Below are 5,633 nucleotides of genomic sequence, written 5' to 3' on the forward strand. Positions count from 1 at the left end.
GAGGCCCGGCGGGCCGCGCGGCGGCGGAGGAGTGCCGAGCGGCCCGACATGCGCCGGCTGCTGCCGCAGGCGCTGGTCGTGGCCTTCCTCGCGGGCGGCACCACCGCGTTCGTCGCCGAGGACAAGGCGATCGAGCTGAACGTCGACGGGAAGCCGCGCACGCTGCACACCTTCGCCGACGACGTCACCGAACTCCTCGCCGACGAGGGCGTCGAGATCGGCGCGCACGACATCGTGGCGCCCGGCCCCGGAGCCGCGCTGACCAGCGGGGACGAGGTGGCCGTACGGTACGGGCGGCCCGTGCGCCTCACCCTCGACGGGCAGCGGAGCAGGGTGTGGACCACGGCCCACACCGTGGAGGGCGCGTTGCGGGAGTTCGGGGTGCGTTCGGAGGGCGCGTACGTGTCCGTTCCGCGCTCCCGGCGGATCGGGCGGGAGGGGCTCGCGCTCGACGTCCGTACCGAGCGGACCGTGACCGTCATGGCGGACGGGCGGGCGCGGACGGTCCGGACGAACGCGGCGACCGTCCGCGAGGTCGTGGCGGACGCCGGGATCACGCTGCACGGGGAGGACACCACGTCCGTGCCGCCCGGGAGTTTTCCGCGGGACGGGCAGACGGTGACCGTCATGCGGATCATCGGCACGCAGGAGGTCCGTGAGGAGCCGATCCCCTTCGAGGTGCGGCGGAAGGAGGATCCCGGGCTGTTCCGGGGGACGGAGGTCGTCGAGACGGCGGGGCGGGCGGGGCTGCGGCGCGTCACGTACGCCCTTCGTACGGTCAATGGGGTGAAGGAGCGTCCTCGGCGTCTTGGGGCCGAGGTGGTGGACCTGCCTCAGGCGCAGGTGGTGAAGGTGGGGACGAGGCCGCTTCCCACGTCCGTGCAGGGGGCGGACGGGCTGAACTGGCAGGGGTTGGCCCACTGCGAGTCGGGCGGGCGGCCCGGGGCGGTCGACTCCTCCGGCACGTACGGGGGGCTCTACCAGTTCGACACCCAGACCTGGCGGAGTCTCGGCGGTTCCGGGCGCCCCCAGGACGCGCCTGCCGCGGAGCAGACGTTCCGCGCGAAGAAGCTTTATGTGCGGCGGGGGGCGAGTCCCTGGCCGCATTGTGGGGGGCGGTTGCAGGGGTGAGGGGTGCGGGTGTGGTTGAGAGGTGCGGGTGCGTCGTGGCTGATCGCGCAGCTCCCCGTGCCCCTGAAAGACTGCGCAGTTCCCCGCGCCCCTCAAGTGACTCAGCCTCTCCGGCGTTTGAGGAGCGGGGGTTCGGGGGCGGAGCCCCTGAGTAAGGGACGATGGGGGTCCCCCCGCTCGAGCGAAGCCGAGAGTGGGGGAGGGTAGGGGCGGCGGGGGCGAAAAACGGGCCCGACCGATCCCACCCGTACCCTTGGGGCGTGAGCAGCCCCACCTCCGACGCCCTCCTGGGTCCCGCCGACATCCGCGAGCTCGCGGAAGCCCTCGGCGTACGACCCACCAAGCAGCGCGGCCAGAACTTCGTCATCGACGCCAACACCGTGCGCCGCATCGTGAGGACCGCAGGCGTCCGCCCCGAGGACGTGGTCGTCGAGGTCGGCCCGGGCCTGGGCTCCCTGACTCTCGCCCTGCTGGAGGCCGCCGACCGCGTCGTCGCCGTAGAGATCGACGACGTCCTCGCGAGCGCGCTCCCGGCGACGATCACCGCCCGTATGCCGTCCCGCGCCGAGCGCTTCGCGCTCGTCCACTCCGACGCCATGCAGGTGACCGAGCTCCCCGGCCCCGCCCCCACGGCCCTCGTCGCGAACCTCCCGTACAACGTCGCCGTGCCCGTACTCCTGCACATGCTCGACACCTTCCCCACCATCGAGCGCACGCTTGTGATGGTGCAGGCGGAGGTCGCCGACCGGCTCGCCGCCCCGCCCGGCTCGAAGGTCTACGGCGTGCCGTCCGTGAAGGCGAACTGGTACGCCGACGTCAGGCGGGCCGGCTCCATCGGCCGCAACGTCTTCTGGCCCGCCCCCAACGTCGACAGCGGGCTCGTCTCGCTGGTGCGGCGCGAGGAGCCGGTGAAGACGACCGCCTCCAAGCGCGAGGTCTTCGCCGTCGTGGACGCGGCCTTCGCCCAGCGGCGCAAGACCCTGAGGGCCGCTCTCTCCGGCTGGGCCGGTTCCGCCCCCGCCGCCGAGGCCGCCCTCGTCGCGGCCGGCGTCTCGCCCCAGGCACGCGGTGAGTCCCTGACGGTCGAAGAGTTCGCACGGATCGCGGAGAGCAAGCAGTGAGCGCGACGAGCGTGACGGTACGGGTCCCCGCCAAGGTCAATGTGCAGCTCGCGGTGGGCGGCGCCCGCCCAGACGGGTTCCACGACCTGGCCAACGTCTTCCTCGCGGTCGGCCTCTACGACGAGGTCACCGTGACCCCGGCGGACACCCTCCGCGTGACCTGCGAAGGGCCCGACGCCTCCCAAGTGCCTCTGGACCGTACGAACCTGGCGGCCCGCGCGGTGGAGAAGCTCGCCGCGAGGACCGGGCGCGAGGCCCGCGTGCACATCCACGTCGCCAAGGACATTCCCGTGGCCGGGGGCATGGCGGGCGGGTCCGCCGACGGCGCGGGCGCGCTGCTCGCGTGCGACGCCCTCTGGGGTACGGGGGCCTCTCGCGACGAACTCCTCGACATCTGCGCCGAGTTGGGCAGCGACGTGCCGTTCAGCCTGGTCGGCGGCGCGGCGCTCGGGACCGGGCGCGGCGAGAAGCTGCGGGTTCTGGAGGTCGGGGGGATCTTCCACTGGGTGTTCGCCGTCGCCGACGGAGGATTGTCGACGCCTGCCGTGTACGGGGAGTTCGACCGCCTCAACGAAGGGGTGGAGGTGCCTGAGCCGGTTGCCTCCGGCGGGCTTCTGGGGGCGTTGGCCAAGGGTGACCCCACGGCGCTGGCCGCCGTTCTCTCCAATGACCTTCAGGCCGCCGCGTTGTCCCTTCGGCCCTCGCTGGCCCCGACCTTGGCCGCCGGGCGCTCCGCGGGGGCGTTGGCGGGGCTGGTGTCTGGGTCTGGGCCGACGACTGCGTTTCTCGTGCGTGATGCCGAGTCCGCGGTGAAGGTTGGGGATGCGCTTGTTGCTTCTGGGACTTGCCGCAACGCCCGTGTTGCCGCGGGGCCCGTGCCGGGGGCTGTCGTGGTCTGACGGTTGTGTGTCGAGTGCGCGCCGGTGGGGGTTGGGGGTGTCACGGCGGGCGTGCTCGTTCCGGAGAACCTGGTGCGGGATGACATGCCTGTGCATGACCGGGCTCTGGCGGAGCCGGGGGCGGGGGGGCGCTCTTTGGTTCCGGCTTCGGCGTTGATACGGCCCCAGCGGAGGCAGTAAGCGGGCTGAGTGTCGTCCGCGGGTGCGATGTGGCTGGGCGCGCCCACGCGGCGGAGCCGCAAATGTCACAGCCCCGCGCCCCTGGGGGCTGGGGGTCAGGGGAGCCGCCCTCTGGACGGGCGGAAGGATCAACCGTTCGGGCGACTACCCTGGAAGGTCGATCGATCCCCCTTGTCAGGAGTGCGATGGCCGTCAATCTGGTCAATGTCGAGGCAGTCAGCAAGGTGTACGGAACCCGTGCGCTGCTCGACGGAGTCTCCCTCGGCGTGTCCGAGGGCGACCGGATCGGGGTGGTCGGCCGCAACGGTGACGGCAAGACCACGCTGATCCGGATGCTCGCCAAGCTGGAGGAGCCCGACACCGGGCGGGTCACGCACTCCGGCGGCCTGCACCTCGGCGTGCTCACCCAGCACGACTCCCTCGACCCCGAGGCCACCGTCCGCCACGAGGTCATCCGGGACATGGCCGACCACGAGTGGGCGGGCAACGCCAAGATCAGGGACGTACTCACCGGGCTGTTCGGCGGGCTCGACCTGCCGGGCTTCCCGCAGGGGCTCGACACCGTGATCGGACCGCTCTCCGGCGGTGAGCGGCGGCGGATCGCGCTGGCCAAGCTGCTCATCGAGGAGCAGGACCTGATCATCCTCGACGAGCCCACCAACCACCTGGACGTGGAAGGGATCTCCTGGCTCGCCCAGCATCTGAGCCGGCGCCGGTCCGCGCTCGTCTGCGTCACCCACGACCGGTGGTTCCTCGACCAGGTCTGCACCAGCATGTGGGACGTGCAGAAGGGCGATGTCTACGAGTACGAGGGCGGCTACACCGACTACGTATTCGCCCGGGCCGAGCGGGAGCGCATCGCCGCCACCGAGGAGGTCAAGCGGCAGAACCTCGTCCGCAAGGAGCTGGCCTGGCTGCGGCGCGGGGCGCCCGCCCGTACGTCCAAGCCGCGCTTCCGGGTCGAGGCCGCCAACGAGCTGATCGCCGATGTGCCGCCGCCCCGGGACAGCAGCGAGCTGATGAAGTTCGCCTCGACCCGGCTCGGCAAGACCGTCTTCGACCTGAAGGACGTCACCGTCCAGGCCGGGCCGAAGGTGCTCATCAAGCATCTGACCTGGCAGCTCGGGCCGGGGGACCGGATCGGTCTCGTCGGTGTGAACGGCGCGGGCAAGACCTCCCTGCTGCGGGCCATGAGGGACGCCGCCCGCTCCGAGGGTGAGACGCAGCCCGTCGCCGGACGGGTCGCGGTCGGCAAGACCGTCAAGCTCGCCTACCTCTCCCAGGAGGTCGCCGAGCTCGACCCGACCCTGCGGGTGCTGCAGGCCGTCCAGGCCGTGCGCGACCGCGTGGACCTCGGCAAGGGCCGCGAGATGACCGCGGGCCAGCTCTGCGAGACCTTCGGCTTCAACAAGGAGAAGCAGTGGACGCCGGTCGGGGACCTGAGCGGCGGTGAGCGCCGGCGTCTGCAGTTGCTGCGGCTGCTGATGGACGAGCCGAACGTCCTCTTCCTCGACGAGCCGACGAACGACCTCGACATCGAGACCCTCACGCAGTTGGAGGACGTCCTCGACGGCTGGCCCGGCTCGATGATCGTGATCTCCCACGACCGGTTCTTCATCGAGCGCACGACGGACCGGGTGTTCGCGCTCCTCGGCGACGCGACCCTGCGGATGCTGCCTCGCGGGATCGACGAGTACCTGGAGCGGCGCCACAAGATGGAGGAGGCCGCGGCGGCCGCGGCCCCCGCGCCCGTCCAGTCGGCCGAGAAGTCCGGTGTGTCCGCCGCGACAGTGTCTTCTAAAGAGGGCCGCGCGGCGAAGAAGGAACTCCAGAAGATCGAGCGGCAGCTGGACAAGATCTCCGACAAGGAGAGCCGGCTGCACGCCCAAATCGCCGACAATGCCACGGACTTCGGGAAGGTGGCGAAAATGGACGCCGACCTGCGCGAACTGGCCACGGAGCGCGAGGAGTTGGAAATGCGTTGGCTGGAGCTCGCAGACGACGCGTGAAGGCTGCGTGAAGGAGCATAACGAGGGCATCACGGGCCGGTCCTCCCTTGGGAACAGGGGAGGAACCGGCCCCTTGTTCGAGCGCGTCATGGTGATAGAAAGAGCCGTCCGAGAACACTCTTGGGCAGTCTGACAACCACTGTGAGTGCATCGCCTACTGCGGTGCGTACTGCAGGGCATGGCTAAAAATCAGTGAAGAGGGGGAACGCGCTGATGACTCAGCCGCCCAACCAGCCGCCGCAGGGCGGGTTCGGAGCGCCGCAGGACCAGCCGCCGCAGGACCAGCCGCCGCA

At 71.1% G+C, this 5,633-nt stretch carries 4 protein-coding genes; all 4 read left to right on the top strand.

All coding sequences use genetic code 11. The features are described 5' to 3' along the window. A partial coding sequence (locus O3Q52_RS47865) for a resuscitation-promoting factor (RefSeq protein ID WP_269654741.1) occupies window positions 1–1,131 on the top strand: 1,131 nt, incomplete at its 5' end. A gap of 260 nt (window positions 1,132–1,391) precedes the next feature. Beyond that, window positions 1,392–2,252 carry a 16S rRNA (adenine(1518)-N(6)/adenine(1519)-N(6))-dimethyltransferase RsmA gene (rsmA, locus tag O3Q52_RS47870; RefSeq protein ID WP_269654742.1) on the top strand — a complete coding sequence of 287 codons (861 nt, stop codon included), beginning with the start codon at window positions 1,392–1,394 and terminating at the stop codon, window positions 2,250–2,252. Next, window positions 2,249–3,151 (top strand): 4-(cytidine 5'-diphospho)-2-C-methyl-D-erythritol kinase, encoded by a 903-nt coding sequence (locus tag O3Q52_RS47875; RefSeq protein ID WP_269654743.1) that lies wholly within the window; start codon window positions 2,249–2,251, stop codon window positions 3,149–3,151. Before rsmA ends, O3Q52_RS47875 begins: the two co-directional genes overlap by 4 nt. 365 nt (window positions 3,152–3,516) lie before the next feature. Continuing rightward, on the top strand, window positions 3,517–5,340 hold the full coding sequence (locus O3Q52_RS47880) for an ABC-F family ATP-binding cassette domain-containing protein (protein WP_269654744.1): 1,824 nt from the start codon (window positions 3,517–3,519) through the stop codon (window positions 5,338–5,340). Window positions 5,341–5,633: the final 293 nt, after the last annotated feature.

This window comes from Streptomyces sp. ActVer (genome assembly GCF_027270795.1).
Lineage (GTDB): Bacteria > Actinomycetota > Actinomycetes > Streptomycetales > Streptomycetaceae > Streptomyces > Streptomyces umbrinus_A.